Annotated in this window: 18 protein-coding genes and 1 riboswitch; of the genes, 6 read left to right on the forward strand and 12 right to left on the reverse strand. The window is 64.0% G+C overall.

From position 1 onward, the window contains the following. Positions 1-13: 13 nt before the first annotated feature. Positions 14-1,576, reverse strand: coding sequence for an aldehyde dehydrogenase (locus OW521_RS13910; RefSeq protein WP_326493958.1), 1,563 nt, complete (start codon positions 1,574-1,576; stop codon positions 14-16). Positions 1,577-1,990: 414 nt separating this feature from the next. On the opposite strand from OW521_RS13910, the gene OW521_RS13915 reads away from it, so the two are divergent. Further along, positions 1,991-3,262, forward strand: coding sequence for an MFS transporter (locus OW521_RS13915; protein ID WP_268020220.1), 1,272 nt, complete (start codon positions 1,991-1,993; stop codon positions 3,260-3,262). A gap of 92 nt (positions 3,263-3,354) precedes the next feature. Here OW521_RS13915 and trmB read toward each other — a convergent pair whose 3' ends face one another. Next, entirely contained in the window at positions 3,355-4,278 is a 924-nt protein-coding gene (gene trmB, locus OW521_RS13920) for a tRNA (guanosine(46)-N7)-methyltransferase TrmB (protein WP_268020221.1), read from the reverse strand. Positions 4,279-4,355: 77 nt separating this feature from the next. Here trmB and OW521_RS13925 point away from each other — a divergent pair, with 77 nt between their 5' ends. Next, positions 4,356-5,642, forward strand: coding sequence for an MFS transporter (locus OW521_RS13925; protein WP_268020222.1), 1,287 nt, complete (start codon positions 4,356-4,358; stop codon positions 5,640-5,642). Positions 5,643-5,714: 72 nt separating this feature from the next. Here OW521_RS13925 and OW521_RS13930 read toward each other — a convergent pair whose 3' ends face one another. Together OW521_RS13930 and OW521_RS13935 are read right to left on the reverse strand one after the other, a co-directional pair. Further along, on the reverse strand, positions 5,715-7,007 hold the full coding sequence (locus tag OW521_RS13930; protein WP_268020223.1) for an MFS transporter: 1,293 nt from the start codon (positions 7,005-7,007) through the stop codon (positions 5,715-5,717). A 28-nt stretch (positions 7,008-7,035) separates the two neighbouring features. Further along, entirely contained in the window at positions 7,036-8,265 is a 1,230-nt protein-coding gene (locus tag OW521_RS13935; protein ID WP_268020224.1) for a M20 metallopeptidase family protein, read from the reverse strand. Positions 8,266-8,408: 143 nt separating this feature from the next. Here OW521_RS13935 and OW521_RS13940 point away from each other — a divergent pair, with 143 nt between their 5' ends. Beyond that, positions 8,409-9,464, forward strand: coding sequence for an Lrp/AsnC family transcriptional regulator (locus OW521_RS13940; RefSeq protein ID WP_268020226.1), 1,056 nt, complete (start codon positions 8,409-8,411; stop codon positions 9,462-9,464). Between the two features lie 28 nt (positions 9,465-9,492). Here OW521_RS13940 and OW521_RS13945 read toward each other — a convergent pair whose 3' ends face one another. Then, positions 9,493-10,644, reverse strand: coding sequence for an alkaline phosphatase family protein (locus OW521_RS13945; RefSeq protein WP_268020227.1), 1,152 nt, complete (start codon positions 10,642-10,644; stop codon positions 9,493-9,495). Continuing rightward, on the reverse strand, positions 10,641-11,906 hold the full coding sequence (locus tag OW521_RS13950; RefSeq protein ID WP_268020228.1) for an alkaline phosphatase family protein: 1,266 nt from the start codon (positions 11,904-11,906) through the stop codon (positions 10,641-10,643). The genes OW521_RS13945 and OW521_RS13950 overlap by 4 nt, the downstream gene beginning before the upstream one ends. A gap of 151 nt (positions 11,907-12,057) precedes the next feature. On the opposite strand from OW521_RS13950, the gene OW521_RS13955 reads away from it, so the two are divergent. After that, a complete protein-coding gene (locus OW521_RS13955; protein ID WP_268025880.1) occupies positions 12,058-13,527 on the forward strand; it encodes an MFS transporter in 1,470 nt (489 codons plus the stop codon). On the opposite strand, the gene OW521_RS13960 is transcribed toward OW521_RS13955, so the two are convergent. After that, positions 13,524-14,198 (reverse strand): SAM-dependent methyltransferase, encoded by a 675-nt coding sequence (locus OW521_RS13960; RefSeq protein ID WP_268020230.1) that lies wholly within the window; start codon positions 14,196-14,198, stop codon positions 13,524-13,526. The two genes, OW521_RS13955 and OW521_RS13960, sit on opposite strands and share 4 nt — an antisense overlap. A gap of 383 nt (positions 14,199-14,581) precedes the next feature. Here OW521_RS13960 and OW521_RS13965 point away from each other — a divergent pair, with 383 nt between their 5' ends. Then, positions 14,582-16,306, forward strand: coding sequence for a DEAD/DEAH box helicase (locus OW521_RS13965; protein ID WP_268020231.1), 1,725 nt, complete (start codon positions 14,582-14,584; stop codon positions 16,304-16,306). Between the two features lie 128 nt (positions 16,307-16,434). On the opposite strand, the gene OW521_RS13970 is transcribed toward OW521_RS13965, so the two are convergent. The 5 genes from OW521_RS13970 to OW521_RS13990 all read right to left on the reverse strand — a co-directional run bounded on the left by OW521_RS13970 (position 16,435) and on the right by OW521_RS13990 (position 19,826). Further along, positions 16,435-17,085, reverse strand: a complete 651-nt coding sequence (locus OW521_RS13970; RefSeq protein WP_268020232.1) for an MBL fold metallo-hydrolase — start codon at positions 17,083-17,085, stop codon at positions 16,435-16,437. Positions 17,086-17,121: 36 nt separating this feature from the next. After that, positions 17,122-18,141, reverse strand: a complete 1,020-nt coding sequence (locus OW521_RS13975) for an aldo/keto reductase (RefSeq protein WP_268020233.1) — start codon at positions 18,139-18,141, stop codon at positions 17,122-17,124. A gap of 78 nt (positions 18,142-18,219) precedes the next feature. Further along, entirely contained in the window at positions 18,220-18,585 is a 366-nt protein-coding gene (locus tag OW521_RS13980; protein ID WP_268020234.1) for a DMT family transporter, read from the reverse strand. Positions 18,586-18,587: 2 nt separating this feature from the next. Further along, positions 18,588-18,902, reverse strand: coding sequence for a DMT family transporter (locus tag OW521_RS13985; protein ID WP_268020235.1), 315 nt, complete (start codon positions 18,900-18,902; stop codon positions 18,588-18,590). 9 nt (positions 18,903-18,911) lie between these two features. Next, positions 18,912-18,977: riboswitch (guanidine-III (ykkC-III) riboswitch) on the reverse strand. Between the two features lie 216 nt (positions 18,978-19,193). Then, positions 19,194-19,826 carry a HutD/Ves family protein gene (locus OW521_RS13990; protein WP_268020236.1) on the reverse strand — a complete coding sequence of 211 codons (633 nt, stop codon included), beginning with the start codon at positions 19,824-19,826 and terminating at the stop codon, positions 19,194-19,196. Between the two features lie 133 nt (positions 19,827-19,959). Here OW521_RS13990 and OW521_RS13995 point away from each other — a divergent pair, with 133 nt between their 5' ends. Further along, the gene (locus OW521_RS13995; protein WP_268020237.1) at positions 19,960-20,556 is read left to right on the forward strand and encodes a phosphoribosylanthranilate isomerase; all 597 of its coding nucleotides are present in this window, start codon (positions 19,960-19,962) and stop codon (positions 20,554-20,556) included. The last annotated feature ends 198 nt before the right edge of the window (positions 20,557-20,754 follow it).

Consider the following 20,754-nt stretch of genomic DNA (forward strand, 5'->3'; position numbering starts at 1 on the left):
ACTGCTGCGGATTTCATGCGCCGGCCCACGGCAAAGGTGTTCCGGAAAGATCCACGTAAATGCTCTTCTGGCGCATATAGGAACGGATACCGTCCCTCCCTTTTTCGGTTCCCAGACCGCTTTCCTTGATCCCGCTGAAGGGGGTAGCGATGCTGAACTGCTTATACGTGTTGATCCAGACGGTGCCGGCAGCAACGGCACGAGCAATGCGCCATGCCCGCCGGTAGTCTGCCGTCCAGACGCCGCAGGCGAGACCAAAAACACTGTCATTGGCTTGGGTGAGCAGATCAGCTTCATCATCAAAGGGAAGGACGACTGCCACCGGACCGAAGATCTCCTCCTGGCAGATCAGGTTTGAGTTCGCCACACCGGCGATGATGGTCGGCAGGTAGTATGCGCCCTGCTGTAGTTCCCGCTCGCTAGGCCGTGCACCGCCGCAAAGGACCTGTGCCCCGGCGGACCGTGCGTCCTCGACCACCTTTTCAACGAAATCTCGGTGGGCGTGGGCAACCAGCGGTGCAACCTGCGTGTCCGGATTGGTTCCAGGACCCACCCGCAGGGCTTTCGCACCTTCGACCAGGCGCGCCAGGACTGTTTCGTAGATGGCGCGCTGGATGAACACCCGCGAACCAGCGATGCAGCTCTGGCCGCTGGAGGAAAAGATGCCGTAAAGCACCCCGGCGACGGCCTGGTCCAGATCCGCGTCCGAAAAGATTATGGTCGGCGATTTTCCGCCCAGTTCCAGCGTGATCGGCATGATTTTCTCGGCTGCGATATGGCCCAGCTGCCGGCCGGTCGACGTGCCGCCGGTGAAGGAGACCTTGCCGACATCCCTGTGCCGTGCCAACGCATCCCCGACGGTCCGCCCCGGGCCCGGAAGCACCGAAAGCAGACCCGACGGAAGTCCGGACTCGTCGCAGATCCGGGCGAGTAGCAGCGACACCCATGGTGCCCATACCGGGGGTTTGATCACGACGGCGTTGCCGGCGGCAAGCGCGGGGGCAACCTTTTGCGCGTCACTGGCAATCGGGGAGTTCCACGGCGTAATAGCAGCCACCACACCGATATGTTCATAGGTGGAGATGCTTAAGTAATCCCCGCGAGGCGGCGTTAGTGAATCCTCCATGGTTTCAAGGGCCGACGCGGTGAAACGGAACGTGGCCGCAGCGCTCATTGCCAACGCTCGCGTCTCTTTGAGGGTTTTACCCGTGTCCCGGGTCTGCAGAAAAGCGATCCGGGCCGCGTTGGCTTCGATAGCCGAACCGATCCGGTGCAACACAGCTGCACGTTCGTGCGGCATCTTACGGGCCCAGCCTGACTCTTCGATGGCCGCAAGGCCGGCCGCGACGGCCACATCTACATCTTCAACAGTGGCGCCATGGAGAGTTGCGAAGACCTCGGCGGTTGCGGGATCAACGGACTCGATCGGCGCACCTGCTCCCCGAGCCCAGACCCCGCCGACATAAATTTCATCCAGCATGTCCATACCCGGTTCGAAGCCGCCAGAGGGGACGAATCCATCAGGATTCGTACCGGCCGGCCGGTCCACGATGCCCGCGCTGCTCAGCGTTGTCATCCTCAGGGTCCACCAATCTCTATAGCCACTCGTGCTGGCCGTCGACGTTGTTTGCGACTTGTCACGCAGGCCGTAGAAACGACCGAAATGTGAATTAGGTCATGCCAAAGAATATCAGCATTAAGATACTTTGTGTCAAGGAAATGGATGCTTGACCTTTAAGCGCTAAGGAGATAAAACTAACGCAGTGCCATGATCTTCATCACACCTGCGCACTTCGCCAGCCGGCTTCTGTGGCTGGGCCGACAGCGAGAGAACACATGTCGGGCTTGAACGGGGAAACCCCGTGACGTAGCTCGCGACGCGTGCGCCTCTTCCACGGCCTCGACTGGCGAGCCGCCAATGACGGTGGCATGCCCCGCTTCGAAACTGCATTCGAAGCCCTCACAACCTTAAGGATGTCCGATGGACACGATGAGCGAACCCAAGAAGGAAGAGACCAAACCGAATTGGTGGGTACTTTGTCTCGCATGTGCCGCTGTAGTGCTCGATGGATACGACACGGTCGCGTTGGGCCTGTCCATACCGGCGATTGCTAAGGACTGGGGTGTTCAACCCTCGCACTTCACTCCTGCGCTCGCAGTGACCAGCGCTGGAGTGGCTCTGGGGTATCTGGCGGTGGGGCGCCTCGTGGCCAAGCTGGGCACTAGAAACGTCATTTTTTCGGCGGTCGTCGTGTTCACCCTGGGTTCGCTGCTAACAGCGTGGTCGGGTTCGATTGTAGAGTTGACGATTCTACGTTTCGTGACCGGCCTGGGACTGGGGGCGGTGCTGCCGGCCGCTGTCTCCCATGCGACCGCAGTCAATCCTGGTCGCATGCGTCAATCGATTGCGGTGGTCGTGATGACGGGCATCTCGCTCGGGGCTCTCATCGCAGGGCTGGCCGGGAGCGGTATCGTGGGCGCATTCGGGTGGCAATGGGTGTTCATTATCGGAGCTATCGCTTCTGCTGTACTTCTACCGTTCCTGTGGTTCGGACTGTCCGGTAGCCACGTGTCGAGAATGCCCAACGATGCGGCCGAGGCCAAGCATCATGCGTCGGTTGCGCGTCTGTTCGATGCTTCCGTACGAAGCAGAACGCTTCTCCTGTGGGCTTTTTCGTTCCTCATCTTCGCCGTGTTCTACGTGTTCTCGTCGTGGTTACCGACCCTGCTCACCAGCTACGGCTTCAGCACCAGTCTGGCACCGTTGGGATCGGCGGCCCTGGGCACCGGAAGCATCATCGGTGCCTGCGTACTAATCCTCGGATCGCGTCGATTCCGGATGACATCGGTCCTGGCTGGAACCTCGGCAGCAGCGATCGCGTTCCTAGCCATCTCTGCATTCCTCGGCCCGGACAAAGCGCTGCTGCTACTGGTATTCGGTGGCGTCGGCCTCGGACTTCAGGCTGGCATGATCGGCCAGGCCGCGGTGGCAGTGACGCTGTACCGCCAAGCAACGCTGACCGCAGGCGTCGGCTGGGCGGCTTCACTGGGCCGACTCGGATCGGTTGTCGGCCCGATCTTCGGCGGCGTCCTCATCGGACTCGGCGTAGACACCAGCATCATCGTTCTCTCAGTATGCGTGCCCGTGGTCATCGCGCTGGTGTTGGTGCTGATTCTAGGGCGGATCACGGCAGCCAAAGCACGGATTCCGATGTCTGGACACTTGGCGAAATCGCCCCTCACGGCGCCGCCTCGGACCTAGCGTAGCGCCTGCCCGCACTGCCCCTTCGGCAAGGATCTGCAGGGGCAGTGCGCGACTCCTAAGCCGCCTCACGATCCCCACAAATCGTGTGGCTAGATCCTGCGGTAACTGAGGTCGAAGATCATGCGGCCTGCCTCGTGGGCCTTGTTTTCGAAGCTCGTCCGGATGCGGCCATCGAAGCGCGGAGCCCATCCGCCCACGTGGTCCACTCCCTCGTTGGGGCCGGTGTGTTCGGTGCTGACCGGTGCCCGGCCTTCCTTGACGGGTGCTCCGCCCACCATGGATTCGACGCCGGATTCCCAGACTTGGGTGAGGGGGCTGTCTGCGCCGGTCCGCTCGCCGTCGTGCAGGTTTTCAAACTCAGCGGAACCGGCAAGGACCTCGCGGACGTGGATGGCGTAGTTGGACCAGTCGGTGGCGATCCGCCACAGGCCACCCGTCTTGAGGGACCGCGCCGCGAGTTCGGCGAATGCGGGCTGAATGAGGCGGCGCTTGTGGTGCCGGGACTTGTGCCAAGGGTCGGGGAAAAAGACCCAGAGCTCGCTGACCGAACCCGCGGGGAGCATAGTGGCCAGGACCTCGGGGGCGTTGGCTTCCACCACTCGAACGTTGCTGAGGCCGCGGCTGTTGATCTTGATCATGGTGTTGGCAAGTCCAGGGGTATAGACCTCGACGGCGAGGAAATCCTTGTCCGGGTTTTCCTCCGCCGCGTGGCATACCGCGTCGCCGAGTCCTGAACCGATTTCGACGATCAGCGGCGCCTTGCGCCCAAATTCCGCTTCGGCGTCGAATACGTAATCCGGGTGCACCGAAGTGTTGGCCACGTGCCGTGGAACCTGGATGGCCCAGCGGTCCGAGTGCTCTTCCCACGCGGCCTGGCGACGGCCTTGAAGGCGCGTCCCGCGGCGCACGAAACTGACCGGCCGGCCGCCATAGGTGCCGAAGGAGGCTTGGCTGCCGGGGGTCACAGGGCGCGGGGACTGCGGTGTTTCAGGGGATTCTGGGGTTTCACTCATCCCCTTCAGAATACCTTCGCACAGTCAAAGCCCCGCGGCGGAGCCAGCGTATGTGGACAAACTGCCAGAATGGGTTGGTGACCCCCGCCTCAAGCACTTCCAAGAACACCAAGCCGCATTCCGGCGTTCCGGATATCCTCGTCGATGCTGAGATCGATGAGGTTCCCGCCGCCGAACCCACGCAAGTCAAGACTCGCCGTGGACTGGTCTTCCTGGGGATCTGCCTGGTGCTCATCGGACTGAACCTACGGACGGTGTTCTCGAGCTTTTCGGCGGTCCTTCCGGAAGTTACTGCCGACGCCGGACTGCCGGGCTGGGCTGTGGTGGTGCTCACTACCGTGCCAGTGACGTTGTTGGGTTTTTTCGCGCCGCTCGCCCCGATTCTGGCGCGCCGTTTCGGTGCGGAGAGGGTGTTGCTCGGCGCGATGGCGGTGCTGACGGCCGGGCTGTTGCTGCGTCCCGTGGACCTCGCCGGTGCCGGACATTTGCCCGCCCTACTCGCCGGGACGGCAGGGTGTGGCGCCGCGATAGCCCTGTGCAACGTGCTTCTGCCCGGTGTGGTTAAGCGCGATTTCCCGCACCGGCTCGGACTCATGGGTGGCCTGTATACGACGGCGATCTGCGCTTCTGCCGCGCTGGGCGCCGGTTTCACCTACCCCGTGTTCACGGCTACCGGGCGATGGACCTCGGCGCTGTGGTTCTGGGCACTGCCCGCCGCCGTCGTACTTTTGCTTTTCTTGCCGCTGGCGATTCGTCAGCATCCCGTTCGCCACAACGCCGCCGACGGCGGTGCGAACGTTTGGCGTTCCGCCGTCGCCTGGCAGGTCACCATTTTCATGGTGCTGCAGGCCATGATGTCCTTCAGTGTGTTTGCCTGGCTGGCGCCGATTCTGCGTGATCGGGGGATCGACGGCGGGACGGCTGGCTTGATCGTGTCCGTGTCGATTGTGCTGCAAATGGTGGGTTCGTTCCTGGCACCCGGGCTGGCCGCCCGTTTCAAGGACCAGCGCGTCATCAACACCCTGGTGGCCCTGATGACCGGTGGCGGCTTCGCCCTGAGCATCTTCGGCCCGACGGAACTGATCTGGCTCTGGACCGGGCTGCTGGGCCTGGGCCAGGGCAGCCTCACGGCCGTGGCTCTGACCATGATCATGCTGCGTACCCGTGATTCCCACACGGCCGCGCATCTTTCAGGCATGATGCAGGGCGTCGGCTACGGGTTGGGGTCTACTGGAACGCTGTTGGTCGGCCAGTTGCACCAAGCTACGGGTGGCTTCGCGGCGGCCGGCATCCTGTTCCTCGTGGTGGGTTCGTTGGCTGCTTTCTTCGGTTTCCGCGCGGGCCGGAACCGTTACGTCGACTAACCCAAGTAACTAGCAGTAGGTGTCGTTATGAGGGCTCATAACGACACCTACTGCGAGTCAGTTGGGTGAGTTTTAGTGCGTCAGGTCCTTGCCCTTGGTTTCCGGAATCGTGAAGGCGAACGCGATTCCGATGGCCAGCAGGATCACCGCGTAGACGTTGAACATGTTGGCCTGGCCGATGCTGCCCAACCAGGTCTGCAGGTACGGGGCAGTGCCGCCGAAAGCAGCCACGCAGATGGAGTACGGGACGCCGACGCCCACGGTACGGATCTTGGTGGGGAAGAGCTCGGCGTACACGGCCGGCACAATCGAGGCGCTGCCGGCGATGAAGAAGAGCATCACGGACATGCTGACGGCCAGCTGCCACGGAGAATCCTTCAGGAGCCACGTCATGGGGAAATGCAACAGGGCGGCGCCGGCAGAGCTCATGATCAGCACGGGTTTGCGGCCGATGCGGTCGGACAGCTTGCCCCAGAACGGGAGGGAGGCGATGAACGCGATGTTGCCGATGACGCCTGCCCAGAGGGCTTCTCCGCGGTCCATCTTGAGGGTGGTTGCGGCATAGCTCGGCGCCACGACGCCCCAGATGTAGTAGACAACGGTGAGGCCGACGGTCAGGCCGATCACCTGCAGTGCCTGCTTGCGGTACTTGACGATCTGCGGCCACATGGGCTCTCGCTTTTCCTTCGGCGCTTCGGCTTCGAACGCCTCCGTCTCCTTCATCTTGGCGCGCATGACCAGGGCGTAGATGCCCAGGGCGCCGCCCACGAGGAACGGGATACGCCAACCCCATGCGTTCATGTCGACCTTGCTCAGGACCCCGGTCAGGACAGCGCCCAGCAAGGTTCCTGCGAGGATGCCGGCGGTGCCGGAGGTGTAGATGAGGGTCGCCCAGAAGCCGCGCTTTTCCTTGGGCGCCATTTCGGACAGATACGTTTGCGACGACGGCAACTCGCCACCATGGGCGAGGCCCTGGATGAGGCGGGCCACCAGAAGCATGACCGAGGCCAGGGCCCCGACGGCCTGGAACGTCGGCGCGATGCCGATCAGCAGGCTGCCGAAGGCCGCCAGGCCGACGGCGAATGTCATGGAGGTCTTGCGGCCGATCCTGTCACCGATCCAACCAAAGACGAAGCCGCCGAACGGCCGGGCCACGAATCCGACGGCGAAGATCGCCAGGGTGGAGAGGACCGCGGACGTGGGGTCGGCATTGCTGAAGAGGGCGCTGGCAATGAAGGGCGAAAACGTGGCATAAATAGCCCAGTCGTACCATTCGACGGCGTTTCCGATGCCGGTGCCAATGAGGGTCCGCAGATGGGACTTGTGAACCTGAACGGTGGCTGATGCGCCTACGGTGGCGGTCATGTCTTGCTCCAAGTGGCTGGGGTGGTGGTTAGTTGCCGGCGGCGAGGGCGGCGATGCGGGACACTGCGAGCTCTGCGTAAAGCGCCGCACCGTCGGACAGGACGCCGTCGTCGAAGGTGGCGTAGGGGGAGTGGTTGAACGGTGAGGTGGTGTGGTCCACGCCCCGCGGCACGGCGCTGAGGCCCACGAACGTTCCCGGGACTTCGGCGAGGACCCGGGAGAAATCCTCCGAACCACTGATTGGCGTGGCCCAGCGGGAGAGCCGCGAATCGCCGAACATGCCGGAGATGACGTTCTCCGCGGTGTGGGTCTCGTCCTCGTCAGTGATGGTCATGGGGTATTCGCCGCGGTAGTCGACATCCACCTCAAGGCCATGTGCGGAGGCGATGCCCGTGAGGAGCTGCGGTATGGCGGTCATCATCCGGTCGCGGGAGGCTTCCGAGAAGGTGCGGATGGTGGCTTCGAAACGCGCAGATTCCGGGATGACGTTGCGCTTGGTACCGGCCTGCAGCAAGCCCACGGTCAGGACTACGGGATCGAACATGTTGAACTGCCGCGTGATCATGACCTGCAGCGCAGTCACCATTTCTGCGGCTGCCGTGACGGGATCCTTGGCCGAATGGGGCGCCGAACCGTGCCCGCCGGCACCCAGGACCGTGACGAAAAGCCCGTCAGAGGCGCTCATCATCACTCCAGGCTTGGTGCAGAACTGGCCATACGGTTCCAGGGAGGAGAAGACATGCATGCCATAGGCGGCGTCAACCCGGCGGCCTGCAGCGTCCAGGACGCCTTCGCGGATCATGTGGCCCGCGCCGTCGAAGCCTTCTTCGCCCGGTTGGAACATCAGGACCACATCGCCGGCCAGCTGATGGCGCCGTTCGGCCAGCAGGGTAGCGGCTCCGGCGAGCATGGACGTGTGGAGGTCGTGGCCACAGGCGTGCATCGCGCCGTCGATCTTCGAGGAGAACTCGACGCCGGTGCGCTCCTGGACGGGGAGGCCGTCCATGTCGGCGCGGAGCAACACCGCTGGCTTCTGCGCTGAAGCGTGCGGCGCACCGGGTGCGGTGCCGCGCAAGACTGCCGTGACCGACGTCGTGCTCTCGCCGAGGGTGATTTCGTACGGGAGTCCGTCGAGGGCCTTGATCACCTTTTCCTGGGTGCGCGGGAGGTCCAGGCCGATTTCCGGGTTCTGGTGGAGCTCGTGGCGGAACCGGGCGATTTCTCCCTGCATCTCTTTGGCGTCTGCGGCGATCGACATCTGCTCTCCTGTTTCCTGAACGTTTGGTAAGTACCCATAGTCATTGTGGAGTGATTAGCCTCACAATCTTCTAAAGCCCTGAAAAAATTCAGGAACATGCCAGAATTAGCAGGATTCACGCACCGTCTAGGAGAGGATCGCTCATGGAACTCAGTGAAGAGGACCTCCGGCTGATCAATGCCCTCCAGATCTCGCCGCGGATCAGCTGGTCCGACGCCGCCGAAGTCCTCGACGTCCATGCCACTACGTTGGCCTCCAGATGGGACCGGCTGCGCGAGTCCGGAGCGGCTTGGACCACAGCGCACCTCATGGGCGATCCCAAGAATGCCTGCCTGGCACTGATAGACGTGGATTGCGAGATGCACCTCAGGCCCGAGGTCACGGCCGCGCTCGCTGCGATTCCGGAGGTCATCACGGTTGAGGAGGCCGCCAGCAACCGGGACCTCATGCTGACCGTGATCACCCAGGACCTGAGCGAGTTCAGCACCCGGCTATTGCCTCAGCTCAAGGAAATCCGGGGGCTCACCAAGTACCGGACCTCGCTCTGCACGCGGATCCACACCAGCGGCTATGCTTGGCGGCTCAACGTACTTAGCCGGGCGGAGCAGCAGGCGCTGCGTGCCCTTGCCGGGCCGGAAGCGGCCAATCCGTCCGCCCCCTACGCGGCGGTGACCCCGCTGCCGGCGAGCCACATGGCACTTCTTCCCTTCCTCGCCCGGGATGGCAGGGCCTCCGCCGCGGAAATCGCACGTGCCCTGGGGCGCCACCCTGCCACGGTGCAGCGGCAGCTCGGCCGCGTGCTCGCGAGCCGGATGCTGTCCTTCCGCTGCGAAATTGCCCAGAAATTCTCCGGCTTTCCCATGACGTGCCAGTGGTTCGCGAATGTTCCGGCGGGACAGCATGAAGCCGCGGCCGCCGAGCTACGGGCCATCAGGAACGTCCGGTTCACTGCCTCCACCACCGGCAGCACCAACTTTGTGATCATCATGTGGCTGCGTTCACTGGCAGAGATCATGGAGATGGAACTAGCAATCCAGCAGCGCATTCCCGGGATCGAACTCGTCGAAAGCGTCGTGATGCTGAGCACGGCCAAGCGGGTCGGCTGGATGCTGAACCCCGACTCGACGGCGACTGGCGCCGTCGTACCCACCGCCGCCGGTGGGCCGGTCCGCGCAATCGAGCTGACGACGACGGCGTAACTGCGGTACTCGCGGTGCGGAGCCCGGCCTAGAGGCCGGCGTTGTAGACGTCGAGTCCGAAGCGGTTCAGCCCAGGGGTGGCTGCGTAGCCGAGGTACGGAAGGGCGAAGGTGTCCTCAATGCTGGCCAGCAGGCTGTAGTGGTTGTAGGGGGTGGTGGACCAGGTGCCACCCTTGGTGAAGGGCGAGATGACCAGGGCGCCGACGCGGCCGCCGCCCTGCCCCACGATCCCGGGAAGCGGGGAGTTCGGTCCCGGGCCTTCACCGCAGCACGCGCTGGCGTCCGATTGGGGGCTGTCGGATTCGTCGAAGGTGATCACCAGGACACCGTCTTGGCGGAACGCGGGAGACGAGGTGATCAGCGGAACATACTGCTTAAGCCATGCATCCGCGCTGGTCAGGCCCCCGGGCTGTCCGTCCACGCAAGGGGAATCGTGTCCGTCGTGGCAGAGGTTCGGGGTGATCATGGACAGGTTTGGGGTGGTGGAGGCAGAAGCAAGATCATTCTTCAGGGCGCCGAGGTCCACATCGTTCTTGGCGCAGTCCGGTGATCCCGTGATCCCGGCGAAGTAGACAAAGGGATTGTGGCGGGCGGCGTACTGGTCCCCGACCTTCGCCTTCTGGGTGTCATCAGGTGCGCCGAGGGCGGGGTGCCGGCATGGCGTACCCATGTCCTCCATGTAGCCTTTCCAGGTCTTCCCGGCTGCCGTCAATTGGCCGGCCACCGTGGGCACATCAGCCGGGAAGACGCAGCCATCTCCAACGGCCTGGCCAGGAGTTGCCGTCCCGGTCTTCACGAACGGGGAGTAGGTCTGGCAGTCTGCCTGCATCTGCGGGTTGGGGCCTTGTCCGGAAATCTGGGCGACGTAGTTCGGTTGGGAGTTGTGTGCGGTGCCGAAGTACTGGTTCAACAGGACGCCCTGGCTGCGCAGCGTGGTGGAAAGGTACGGCGCGGCCGAACTTGGTCCCCACGTGGTGTCGTAGCCCTTGTTTTCGAGATTGATCACGAACACATGCTTGGCGCCGGGGAGATAGCCCGCGCCCTGGGTCGTCGGGGGTTGGCTTGCTTGGGCCTGCGTCTGGTGGATGCCGAATGCAATACCGGAAACGGTCAGCAAGACAACCATCAGGGCCGCAAATCCGAGCCGGAGCCTGGAAATGGTGAAGGTTTTGAATGTCATGGCAGGATCCATCCGTCCGCAAGAGCTTTTTGTTTCAAACCGGCCCACTCTTCTTCCGCGGGCGGTCCGACGGGAGAACATGCCGGTCCAGCGACATAGGGGGGTACGAGGTACGTCGGGGCCGCGAGATTCGGTGCTGATTGGAAATCGAGCACCTCGGCGATGTTCCGGGCAGCGTTGTCCCGCGGCGTCAGGGGTTGGAGTCCCCAGCGCCACTCGATGGCCTTCAAGATTGAGGTGTGGTCGTACTTATCGTGTGCAACGTACCGCCTGCGGGCCCGGGGTGAAACCACCAAGGACGGGACGCGGAAGCCACGCCTGGCGGTATCCGGATTGGTGTCCGGTGCTGTTTCCGGCGGCACGTGGTCGTAGAATCCGCCCCACTCGTCGTAATTGACCACCAGCATCGTGTTGGCCCAGTTGGGGCTCTTGGTCACTGCGTTGTAGACCTCGGCCAGGAAGAGCTCGCCGGAGCGGATGTCAGCGTGCGGGTGGTCATCGCCGGAGGTTCCGCTGGATTCATCCATGAAGCGCGGATCCACGAAGGAGACTGCGGGAAGTTTCCCGGAACTACAATCGCTGAGGAATTCAGCGTAGGGCCTGGAGATTCCGAGGTACTTGGTTCCCCAGAGCGCGGTGAAGGGAATGTCGCCGTAGTAGTACTTGCCCTGTACGCCGGCAGCTGCCAGGCGGTCCCAAATCGTGGGCATGGTGCTGGTGACGGTCGAGTTGTGGAGCCTGTCTGTGGCCGCCGAGTGCTGATAGAAACGATTCGGATAGGTCTCGGCCATCGTGGCAGCGAAATAGCGGTCGCAGACGGTCCAGTCGGGGCCTGCCTGGCGCCAAAAGTCTATGTCGCTTGAGTCGTAGTACCCGACCGCGAATTCATCGTTCTCACCGGCTCGTAGCCAGCCATCGTTCTTGCCGTTGTTGAACTGGATCCGGCCGCCCTCATAAGAATGATCGGGGTCGGGATGGGCGCAGCCCTGGTAATCCGTCAGGTGGTGCGTCGTGTGGGGAATCCCGTAGCGGTCAATGTACGTCAGGCCGGATTGCTTTCCATCAGCCCCGGGCATCCAGCCAAGAAAATGGTCGAAGGAGCGGTTTTCCATCATCACCACAATGATGTGGTCGATGCCCGAAGCGCCGGGTTGAGGGAGTGGGGTCGCAGCAGGAGCGGTTCCCATGGTCGCCCCGCTGACAAGCGTGGCGGCCGTGGCAGATCCGGCAACTGACAGGAAATTGCGTCTTGTGAAGTTCACCCCAAGAGTCGATCACGGAATGATTACGGGGACAATCGATAGTTGGCTATTTAATAAAGTGTTCGCCAACAGTTAATTTCAGGTGAACGTTAATCACTTGAATGGATTTTCATGGTGGCCCCAACCTCGTTTGGGCTTCTAGGCTGGGATGATGACTAGCCACGACGCGACAGCCGGCATCCTGCAACGCCCCTACCTTTTGGCCACCGTGGGTTCCTGCGCGCTGGTCTTCCTGGCAGCCTTCGAATCCATGGCCGTCACCACCATCATGCCGGTGGTGAGCCGTGAACTGAATGGCGCCGGACTCTATGCCCTGGCGTTCGCTGGGCCCCTCGCCACGAGCGTCATTGGGATGGTTGTCGCAGGGAATTGGGCGGACCGGCGTGGTCCGGCCGCTCCGCTGTACGCGTCTGTAGCGCTGTTCGCAGCAGGACTGCTTATCGCCGGCACCGCGGTTTCCATGCCGATGCTCGTCGCTGGGCGGCTCGTCCAAGGCCTCGGCATCGGCGCCATGACGGTCGCACTGTACGTGGTGATTGCAAGGGTTTACCCCGCCAGGCTGCACGCCCAGGTCTTTGCAGCGTTCTCGGCGGCCTGGGTCATACCTTCGATGATCGGGCCTTTCGCTGCCGGCGTGGTTGCCCAGTTGAGCAGCTGGCACTGGGTTTTCCTGGGCGTCGTCGGTCTGGTGGTTCCGGCGTTGGCAATGATCCTGCCTGCCATGCGCGGCATGCGTTCCGCACCGGGCGTGCGCGAGGCAGGTTCCCCGAAGACCGGGCTGCGCCAAGCAAAGCCCAACGCAGCGGAGGTCCCTTGGGCGTTCGGCCGCATGGGATGGGCCGCGCTCGCAGCCCTTTCCGTCCTCGGCCTGAACCTGTCCGGGCAGGTGCCCGGCGTGGGCTGGGTGATCGCCGCCGTCGCGCTCGTCATCGCGATGCTGGCCGTGAAGCCATTGGTTCCCCGCGGCACCCTCGGCGCACACCGCGGATTGCCGAGCGTCATCCTGATGCGTGGAATCGCCTCGGCCGCGTTCTTCGGCGCCGAGGTCTACGTTCCGTACCTTCTCACGGAGCGGTACTCCTTCACCCCGGCGTTCGCCGGACTCGCGCTGACCGGATCGGCCCTCGCCTGGGCAGGAGCGTCCGCTGTCCAGGGCCGGCTGGGTTCCAGGCTCGGGAATGCCTTGGCTGTCCGGATCGGTTCTGCGCTGGTTCTTGGTTCCGTGGCCGTTGTCCTTGTGACCACGGTGTTCGTCTGGCCGGCCGCGGTGGCGATTGCAGGCTGGCTCTTCGCTGGCGCCGGTATGGGACTGATGTACCCGCGCCTAAGCGTCATGACCCTGGCCCTCTCGCGCCCCGAGGACCAAGGCTTCAACAGTTCGGCAATGTCCATCGCCGATTCCCTCGGAGGCGCCCTTTCGCTCGCCGTGACGGGACTCGTCTTCAGTGCGCTGACGACGACGGTGGCCTCCTTCGCAGGCGTCTTCGCACTGACGTCCGGGATCGCCGTCGTCGGACTCATCATTGCGCCGCGCGTGGTGGGCAGGCGACCTTCGGGCGGTCCGCGTGGTCAGGGCGCGGAGGCTCACCGCGCCGAGGAAGCCGACGACGTAAGAGCCTAAGATTTTCTGTGGGCCCGGAGCACGCTGTCGACGGTGGTGGCCTGCTGACCGTCCGGACCGTTCACCACGCGTTCCCGGGAATCGGCGACGTTGATCCTCCACGAGCCAGGGCCGCGGGTGAGCGCTTCCACTAAGTCCTCGGGAGTGAAGAACTTGTCCTTCATTTCCTTGTGCGCGCTCCACGGAGTCAGGCCCTCCGGGTGATGCCCGACCACCAGCAAAGCCCCGCCGGGAGCCACGGCTGCTGCGGCCGAGGCAAGGGAATCGCGCCACGGAAGAAGCGGAGTGTGAAGGAATTGGGCGGACACCAGATCAAAGGCTTCGTCCGGACGCCATGTTGCGAAGTCCCTCTGCAACCAAGTGATCCGGTCCTGTAGCCCCGCTTCGATCGCGTGGGCTGCTGCCCGTTCAAGCGCGACGGCGGAGACGTCCACAGCGGTCACCGTCCAGCCATGCTGGGCGAGCCAGATGGCGTCCGCGCCCTCGCCGCAGCCCAGGTCCAAGGCGGTGCCAGGGGGCAGGCCGGCGGCTTCCGCGATCAGCTGCGGATTGGGATTCCCGCTCCACCTCTTCGCCTTTTCCTGGTACACCTCGTCCCAAAACTGCGCTGCGTCAACGCCGTGGTTCGGTTCGCTGTGAAGGTGGGCTCCGCCGTCGTGCTGGTGCGTCATGGCTCAAGCGTGCCCTGACTTGCTTCCGCGAGGCAACGGCCACCCACCCAACTGGCTCGCAGTTGTTGTCGTTTTCAGCCCTTAAAACGACATCTACTGCGAGCTACTTGGGCAACAAAGACCCCCGCGGAAAGGCGGGCTGCCCGCGGATGCTAGAATGGATTTACTTGATGTGCAGTGATGCCCGCTTAGTCCCGGATTCGGGGAGTGGGCTTTTTTCATGTGAGAGGCACATCCTGCGTCGATGAACGCGTTTTCTCTGGTCCCGGCCACGGCTTATTGCCTACCGGTCGATCACTGACTTTTTCCTCGGCGAACCCTCGGCCCAACCGGCGTCGGGGGACGATGTCCGTTGGACACCGCCAGAAAGACCCTTGAAACACATGACTACTTTTGCTGCCCTTGGCACGCCCAAGGCCATCGCCGAGTCCCTCGCTGCAGATGGCATCGAAGAAGCCTTCCCCATCCAGGTCAAGACCCTCCCGGACACGCTCGCAGGCCGCGACGTCCTGGGCCGTGGCCGCACGGGCTCCGGCAAGACCATCGCTTTCGCTATCCCGCTTGTGGCACGTCTCGCCGAGCGCGAAGCCAAGCACTTCCGCAAGCCCGGCCGCCCCATGGGCCTGGTCCTCGCACCGACCCGCGAGCTCGCCACCCAGATCAACGCCACTATCGAACCGCTGGCCAAGGCCATGGGCCTGAACACCACGGTCATCTACGGTGGCATCTCCCAGGCCCGCCAGGAAAAGGCCCTACGTGCCGGCGTCGACATTGTCATCGCCTGCCCGGGTCGCCTTGAGGACCTCATCCGCCAGCGCATCCTGACTCTCGAAGCCGTCGAGATCACCGTCCTGGACGAGGCCGACCACATGGCCGATCTCGGCTTCCTCCCGGTGGTCAAGAAGCTCATGGACATGACCCCCACCCAGGGCCAGCGCCTGCTCTTCTCCGCGACGTTGGACAACGGTGTTGACAAGCTCGTCAACCGTTACCTGTCCAACCCGCTGACCCACTCCGTGGACGACCCCCAGGCCGCTGTCACCACCATGGAGCACCACGTCCTGGTGGTCAACGACCAGACCGTCAAGAAGCAGCTGATCGTCGAGTTGGCCTCCGGTGCCGGCCGCCGCCTGCTCTTCATGCGGACCAAGCACCACGCACGCAAGCTCGCCAAAACCCTGACCGATTGCGGCATCCCCGCCGTCGATCTTCACGGCAACCTGTCGCAGAATGCCCGTGACCGTAACCTTGCCGAGTTTGCCAGCGGCGAGGTCCGGGTCCTGGTGGCCACGGACGTCGCAGCCCGCGGCGTGCACGTTGACGACGTCGAACTCGTCATCCACGTAGACCCGCCCACAGAGCACAAGGCATACCTGCACCGCTCCGGCCGTACGGCCCGCGCAGGTTCAGACGGCACCGTGGTCACGCTGACGCTTCCCGAGCAGCAGTCCGACGTCAAGAAGCTCATGAAGGCTGCCGGCGTCGACGTCTCGTTCGAGCGCGTCACGGCCAGCTCCCCGCTGGTTGCCCAGCTCGTGGGCCAGGTTGCCGACAAGGTTGACCCCCGCACCCGTGCGGCATTGCTCGCAGCGAAGACCCAGCAGCAGGGTGGCGGCACCTCCACTGGTGCCAATGCCCAGCGCAAGCGCAACCGCCGCACCACCCAGGCTGCACCCACTGCGGGTGGCCGTGGTGGTCGCGGTGGCCGTGGCAAGGTTGGCTCCGAGCCGGTACGCACCGACATCAACCGTGCGGATCGTCGCGCAGCAGCGAACGACGACGTCGCCCGCAGCTCGCGTGGTCGCGGCAACTCTGCTTCCACTCACCGCAACGACGTGCCCGCTGCACAGGGCCAGAACGGTCGCAGCGGCCGTCCGGCGACTGGTCAGCGTGCTGCCGGCGGCAACCGCTCGGCGTCGGCCCCGCGTACCGAGTCCGCAACTGCTACGCGCAGCAGCGGCAACAAGTCCGTCTGGTCCTCGAACACCGGCGGCAACTCCGGTGGCTCGTACGGCTCCGGCTCGGGTAACTCGGGTTCGGGTCGCCCGGCCCGCAGCGGCCCGCGCCGTGCCTCGGCTCCGGCGTCGAACGAGCGTCGCAGCCGCTAGGCACTCCGGCCGCTGGGCCAGCTGTGCTCTAGGTACTCCGCAGGACATGCTCAACGTTGGTAGCAAGGAGTGGACATATTCCTGATATGTCCACTCCCGGGCTCGAAGAATGAGCATGTCCCTAGGGATTACCAGCCGCGCTCGCGCCATTCTGCAAGGTGTGGCCGCTCCGCGCCAAGCGTCGTCGGATCTCCATGGCCAGGATGCACCACCGTGTCATCCGGGTAAGCCTCGAACAGTCGTTCCGTTACGTCGTTCAACAGCGACGTGAAGCGGGCGGCATCGTTCTGCGTGTTGCCAACCCCTCCCGGGAACAACGAGTCGCCGCTGAAAATGTGCGTGGGCCCTTCCGGGTCCTGGTACACGTAGGCGATTGAACCCGGGGTATGGCCGCGCAAGTGCACCGAAGTGATGTCGAAACCGTCGAAGTTTCCCACATCGCCATGGTGCAGCGGTACGGCCACGGGTACCGGCAGCGCGGCCGCGTCGTCCGCTCCGGCCGAGGTCTTAGCGCCCGTGGCTTCCACCAACCCGGGAAGCGCGCGGACGTGGTCCCAATGCTGGTGCGTCGTGGCGATCAGGGCCAGCTTCGGTGTGGCCTTGGTGTCCGCGGCCGAGTCCTCGATCATCTGTTGGATGGCCGGAAGGTCGTCCGCGGCGTCGATCAGGAGCTGCGCACCGCTTGCCTTCGCGGTGAGCAGGTACACGTTGTTGTTCATCTCGCTGACCGAGATTCGCCGGATGGTGATGTCACGCAGTGAATGAATGAGTGAGTCCATTCGTCCACTCTACGGAAGCCGCGTGCGGCCTACCGACTACTCGCGGCCCTGCGAAACCCAGGTGGGATCCGCGGACCGTGAGCCGACGACGGCGTCCGCGGCGCCGTCGAGCACGTCTAGTTGGGCGGCACTCAACTGGAGGGACAGGGCGCCGAGGTTTTCGTCGATCCGGTGCGCCTTGCGTGTGCCGGGGATGGGGACCACGCTGAGCTGGAGGCGGCGGCCTTTGGCGAAAAGCCAGGCCAAAGCCAGCTGGGCGGGAGTTGCATCCCGGCCAGTGCTCTCGGACAGTTCCGCGGCGACGGCGCGAACCGCGGCGACAACCAATTGGTTGGCGTCGAGGGCGCCGTCGGCAAAACGGGGGATGCGGTGCCGGAAATCGTTCTCCCCGAGTTGATCGGCGCTGACGGTTCCGGTGAGAAAGCCCCGGCCAAGCGGCGAATAAGGTACGAAACCCACACCAAGCTCAGCCGCAGTCGGGACGACGTTGCGTTCAACGTCCCGGCTCCAGATGGACCACTCGCTCTGCACGGCGGAGATCGGGTGCACGGCGTTGGCCTCCCTCAGCTCCTCGGCTGTCACTTCCGACAAGCCCAGGTGCCGGACCTTGCCTGCCCGGACAAGCTCGGCCATGGCCTCCACGGTTTCCACAATCGGAACGCGGAGGTCACGGCGGTGCATGTAGTAGAGGTCAATAACGTCAGTGCCCAGGCGGCGGAGGCTCGCTTCTGCCGCCTGGGTCACGTAGGCGGTATCTCCCCGGACGTCGGTGTAACCATCGCGCGGGTTGCCCACGATTCCAAACTTGGTGGCTAACTGGACCTCGTCGCGGCGATCCTGCAGCAGTTTTCCGATCAGTTCCTCGTTGTCGCCCGCGCCGTAAATATCTGCGGTGTCAATGAAGCTGATCCCGGCATCCACCGCATGGTGCAGCGTCTTGAGGGATTCGGCGGGATCCACCTCGCCATAAACGGGCGTCAATGCCATCCCGCCGAAACCGAGGGGGCTTACGGTCAGGCCGTCGCCTAGCTGTACGTTCGTGGTTTCCGGGCTCATGGTGGTTCTCCTTCGCCGAGTGTTCGTCTCATTGCTGGCAACTCCGCGGGGCGGGGGAGTATTCCGCCTGCTTGGGGCTTATGGTTGGGCCGGTTCTGATACCTCATCGTGCTTCTCCGTAGGCAGGGCCTTCAGACCGGCCGCACAGCCCACGATTCCGGTAATGAACAGCAGCTTGAGCGGGCTGGCCGGTTCGACGCCGGTTGTCATCGCCCAGCCGACCGTCAGTGCCGCGCCGATCCCGACCCAGACCGCGTAGGCCGTGCCAAGGGGAATGCGCTTCACCGCGAGGCCGAGGCCGATCATGCTGAGGGCCGCCGTCACGGTGAAGACCACGGTGGGCGCGGCCTGGCTGAACCCGTCGGACAGTCCGAGGGCAGTCGCCCACACAGCTTCGAGTACGGCGGAGGCCAGCAAAATGGCCCATGCAAACTTAGGGGTCATGGCTACGCCACCACCTTCAAGCCGACCACGCACACACCGATCCCGGCGAGCAGGAGCAGCCGTGCCGCCGTCGGGCGCTCAACTTTGGTGATCATCGCGTAAGCCGCTGTAAGAACGACACCGACTCCCACCCACACCGCGTAGGCGGTGCCGGTCGGGATGGATTGCATCGCGAAAGCCAGGCCCGCGGTGCTCGCAATCACGGTGACCAGGAAGATGGTGGAGGGGAGCGGCTTGCGGAAGCCGTTGGAACGGTGGAGGGCTGCGGCCCAGACGGCCTCGAGGGCACCGGACAGAATGAGGATTAACCACGACATGACAGATCCTTTGGCCAGTCTTGTCGCGTGCCGGGTACTGAACCGTCGTCCGGAGGTCCCTGTGCGGGCCTTCCTTCTAGGCTAGCAAATCCCGACGCCGGGCGGCCAGCTTGGAGGCGAGGCTCACCCGGTCGCGAGGCTTGCCGGGGGGACATGTCCAGTCGCGAGCATTGCCAAGGGACATGTCCAGCGCTGGGCTCAGCGAGTGGGCATGTTGTGGTCACCATGAGGGACATGTCCAGCGCTGGGCTCAGCGGATGCACACGTTGGCATTATGTCCAGTGCTGGGACCTAGGAGTGCACATGCTCCACGCGGTCGATCGAGATAACGGCCAGGAACCCACGGCCCAGGATTTCGGGGCTGCGGGTGTCCGAACCTACTACGGCGTCGTAGCGGGCGAGTTCGACTGGCTCGGACGCGGTAAGCGCGGCCTCAGCTTCACCGTCCGCGGCGTCGGCAGGCTCCGCCCCGGGTGTGACAGAAGCCTTGCCCTCCAAGAGGACGGCCATCTGACCTTCGAACACCGGGTGCGCGCGCTTCTTCGAGAGCTCGATGATGGACGTGTAACCCTTGAATTCGCCCGCCCGGGCAATCACGTTGAGGTCCCGGATGTCGCCGGTGGGGAGTGAGCTGGAAGAGGCTGCCTCACCCGAGAACCGGAAGGGCCGATACTTTTCCAACGGGTGCTCTTCGCCGGCCACCGTGAGCAGCAGCAACTCGCCGTCGATCACTGTGATGACGCGCTCCATGCCGGGGAACGTCGAGAAATCGCCGGCCGATCCGACGTCGGCGATGCTGACGCGCCAGTCCCACGCGCCGTCCTGCGCCGATGCTGCTTTCGGATGGCTGGCCAGTTCGCGGGTCACCCCGCCGCCGTTGCGCCACGGTTCAGGTCTGAGCTCGGCAAAACGGATGATCTCCATATGCTCCAGCCTAGCCCGAGCCCGCCTTTGGCCGGCTGAACGCTCGCGTAACATCGGCGCAATCTTGGCACGGTTCAACAATCGCTGGGGCCCTTGCTAACGTCGTAGGGAGATAAACGGTTGGAGGCACGGAATGTTCGTCAAAGTGTGTGGCTTGAGCACGCCTGAATCCGTGCAGGCCGCCGTCGAGTCCGGCGCAGACGCCGTGGGTTTCGTACTGACGAAGAGTCCGCGCGAGGTATCGCCCGACCGTGCCCGAGACTTGCTGGTCCATGTACCGGAAGGTGTCGCCGCCGTCGGAGTCTTCCGCCACGAGACCGCCGCCGACGCCGTCGCAACCGCCCGCGAGGCCGGTCTCGAATGGGTCCAGTTGCACGGAAGCCGCACGCCGGAAGATATTAAGGCCGTGCACGACGCCGGGATGCGGCTGGTCAGGGCCGTCACCATGGGTGCCGCTCCGGAGGAGTTCGAGGAGTGGGGCGAGGAACTGCTCCTGATCGACGCCGCCGTGCCCGGCTCGGGGGAGTCGTGGGACTATTCATCAGTCCGGAAACTGGGCCTGGGTGAGCGCCAATGGTTGTTGGCCGGAGGGTTGACCCCGTCCAATGTCGGAGCGGCAGCGCGGGAAGCCGAAGCCTGGGGCGTTGACGTGTCCAGCGGAGTGGAGTCGTCCCGTGGCGTGAAGGACCTCGACCTCGTGCGTGCCTTCGTCAAGGCCGCGAAAGCCTGACGCCCCCCACCCAAACGCTCGCTCACCTTTGGTGCGTTTTGGACGCTCGCTCACCTATAGAGCGCCTTTGGCGCGATGCTCCTGCAGATGATGTGATCGAGGGTTCGAGGATTGGCCCCCAAAAGTGAGCGAGCGTCGCAAGAAACCTTTGACAGCCGTCGTTCGGCGTCGCATATTTAACATATCAATTAATTAGCG

This window comes from Arthrobacter sp. MMS18-M83 (genome assembly GCF_026683955.1).
Lineage (GTDB): Bacteria > Actinomycetota > Actinomycetes > Actinomycetales > Micrococcaceae > Arthrobacter.

Bases quoted from the DNA above. Each gene is read 5' to 3' on its own strand.
- OW521_RS13910 (WP_326493958.1), bottom strand. From the start codon at position 1,576: ATGACAACGCTGAGCAGCGCGGGCATCGTGGACCGGCCGGCCGGTACG.
- OW521_RS13915 (WP_268020220.1), top strand. From the start codon at position 1,991: ATGAGCGAACCCAAGAAGGAAGAGACCAAACCGAATTGGTGGGTACTT.
- trmB (WP_268020221.1), bottom strand. From the start codon at position 4,278: ATGAGTGAAACCCCAGAATCCCCTGAAACACCGCAGTCCCCGCGCCCT.
- OW521_RS13930 (WP_268020223.1), bottom strand. From the start codon at position 7,007: ATGACCGCCACCGTAGGCGCATCAGCCACCGTTCAGGTTCACAAGTCC.
- OW521_RS13935 (WP_268020224.1), bottom strand. From the start codon at position 8,265: ATGTCGATCGCCGCAGACGCCAAAGAGATGCAGGGAGAAATCGCCCGG.
- OW521_RS13940 (WP_268020226.1), top strand. From the start codon at position 8,409: ATGGAACTCAGTGAAGAGGACCTCCGGCTGATCAATGCCCTCCAGATC.
- OW521_RS13945 (WP_268020227.1), bottom strand. From the start codon at position 10,644: ATGACATTCAAAACCTTCACCATTTCCAGGCTCCGGCTCGGATTTGCG.
- OW521_RS13955 (WP_268025880.1), top strand. From the start codon at position 12,058: ATGACTAGCCACGACGCGACAGCCGGCATCCTGCAACGCCCCTACCTT.
- OW521_RS13960 (WP_268020230.1), bottom strand. From the start codon at position 14,198: ATGACGCACCAGCACGACGGCGGAGCCCACCTTCACAGCGAACCGAAC.
- OW521_RS13965 (WP_268020231.1), top strand. From the start codon at position 14,582: ATGACTACTTTTGCTGCCCTTGGCACGCCCAAGGCCATCGCCGAGTCC.
- OW521_RS13970 (WP_268020232.1), bottom strand. From the start codon at position 17,085: ATGGACTCACTCATTCATTCACTGCGTGACATCACCATCCGGCGAATC.
- OW521_RS13975 (WP_268020233.1), bottom strand. From the start codon at position 18,141: ATGAGCCCGGAAACCACGAACGTACAGCTAGGCGACGGCCTGACCGTA.
- OW521_RS13980 (WP_268020234.1), bottom strand. From the start codon at position 18,585: ATGACCCCTAAGTTTGCATGGGCCATTTTGCTGGCCTCCGCCGTACTC.
- OW521_RS13985 (WP_268020235.1), bottom strand. From the start codon at position 18,902: ATGTCGTGGTTAATCCTCATTCTGTCCGGTGCCCTCGAGGCCGTCTGG.
- OW521_RS13990 (WP_268020236.1), bottom strand. From the start codon at position 19,826: ATGGAGATCATCCGTTTTGCCGAGCTCAGACCTGAACCGTGGCGCAAC.
- OW521_RS13995 (WP_268020237.1), top strand. From the start codon at position 19,960: ATGTTCGTCAAAGTGTGTGGCTTGAGCACGCCTGAATCCGTGCAGGCC.